Annotated in this window: 1 protein-coding gene; it reads left to right on the top strand. The window is 49.6% G+C overall.

Annotation, left to right across the window (positions count from 1 at the left end):
* Positions 1 to 1,217: IS66 family transposase (locus tag KDK15_RS01670; protein ID WP_257293630.1), on the top strand; the 1,217-nt coding region annotated here is incomplete at its 5' end.
* Positions 1,218 to 1,306 lie beyond the last annotated feature (89 nt).

Raw genomic sequence — 1,306 nt, 5'->3', positions numbered from 1 at the left:
GTGCCATCTGTCGCTTGCCCTTCGACCCGTTTCCTGGCTGTGATCATTGTGATGTTATAGAAATTGAGGTCAGGCCACACAAGAGGCGTTACCATCGCAAGCGATATCGCAAGACTTGCCAATGTCCGGAAACACCCGCAATTATCACCGCCCCATCTCCAGCACGTTTGATTAACAGAGGAACATTGGGAGTTTCTGTCTGGGTTGATTTAATTATCAACAAATATGCTTTTGGTATTCCGGTTAACAGACAGCTTCAGTCGTACAAACAGCATGGGCTTGATCTGGCCGCCGGAACCATTACTTCGGGAATGCAAACACTGCCTGTTCTCATAGAACCGGTCGTGGAAGCTTGCAGAGAGCGGGTTTGCCGCAGTGATCGAATGCATGCCGATGAAACCCGATGGTTGCAGTGGTGTGATGATTCAGAGGGCAGCCAGAAACATTGGCTCTGGGTATTTGTTTCCGATGAGGCAGTCTACTTCAGCATCAGTGATAGTCGCGCCGCCTCTGTCCCTGAATCAGTTATTGGAGATAGCGAGGGAACCCTTGTCTGCGACCGGTATTCTGCCTACAAGAAACTGGCCAAAGACCATCCATTGATTGTTCTGGCCTTCTGCTGGGCTCATGTCAGGCGAGACTTTATTGACGCCAGTCGTGGTGACCCGGATTTGGAAAAATGGAGCATTGCCTGGGTAGATAGAATTGCTCGTTTATATTATTTAAACGAGCAACGACTTCTTGTACGGGAAGACCCAAAGCAGTGGCCGACCCGCCAGTTGAGACTGGAAAAACATGTTGAACGTATAGCCTCTCAGCGAGATAAAGAACTGGTACGACCACGGCTGGCTGAAAAAGCGCAAAAGGTACTTGAGAGCCTTGTGAACCATTGGGAAGGGCTCTGCCGGTTTATTCAAAATCCGGACATTCCGATGGATAACAATATTGCTGAACAGACGTTGCGAGGTCCCGTGGTTGGCCGGAAAAACTACTACGGCAGCGGGAGCGACTGGAGTATGGAGCTGGCGGCCTGGTTCTTTACGGTGCTGACAAGCCTGAAGATCTGGAAGATCAATCAGAAGCTGTGGTTGAAGGGCTATCTTGAGGCTTGCATTGCTAATGACCGGAAGCCACCAGAAGATTTAAGCCAGTGGCTACCTTGGCAGATGGATGAAAGTCGTCTCAAAGAATTGCGAATCCATGACCCACCTGGCTGAAAAAAGCTCATCCAAGTCCGTAGCCCTTATAAGGCAGGTATTCCTTACCAGTCTGGTAAGCTGGTTTGCTGGGTTCACTGAATAGTTAC

The sequence above is a fragment of the Endozoicomonas sp. YOMI1 genome (assembly GCF_024606345.1).
GTDB lineage: Bacteria > Pseudomonadota > Gammaproteobacteria > Pseudomonadales > Endozoicomonadaceae > Endozoicomonas.
Note: the sequence above shows the minus strand (reverse complement) of the source record. Positions and strands in the feature narration are given on the sequence as shown.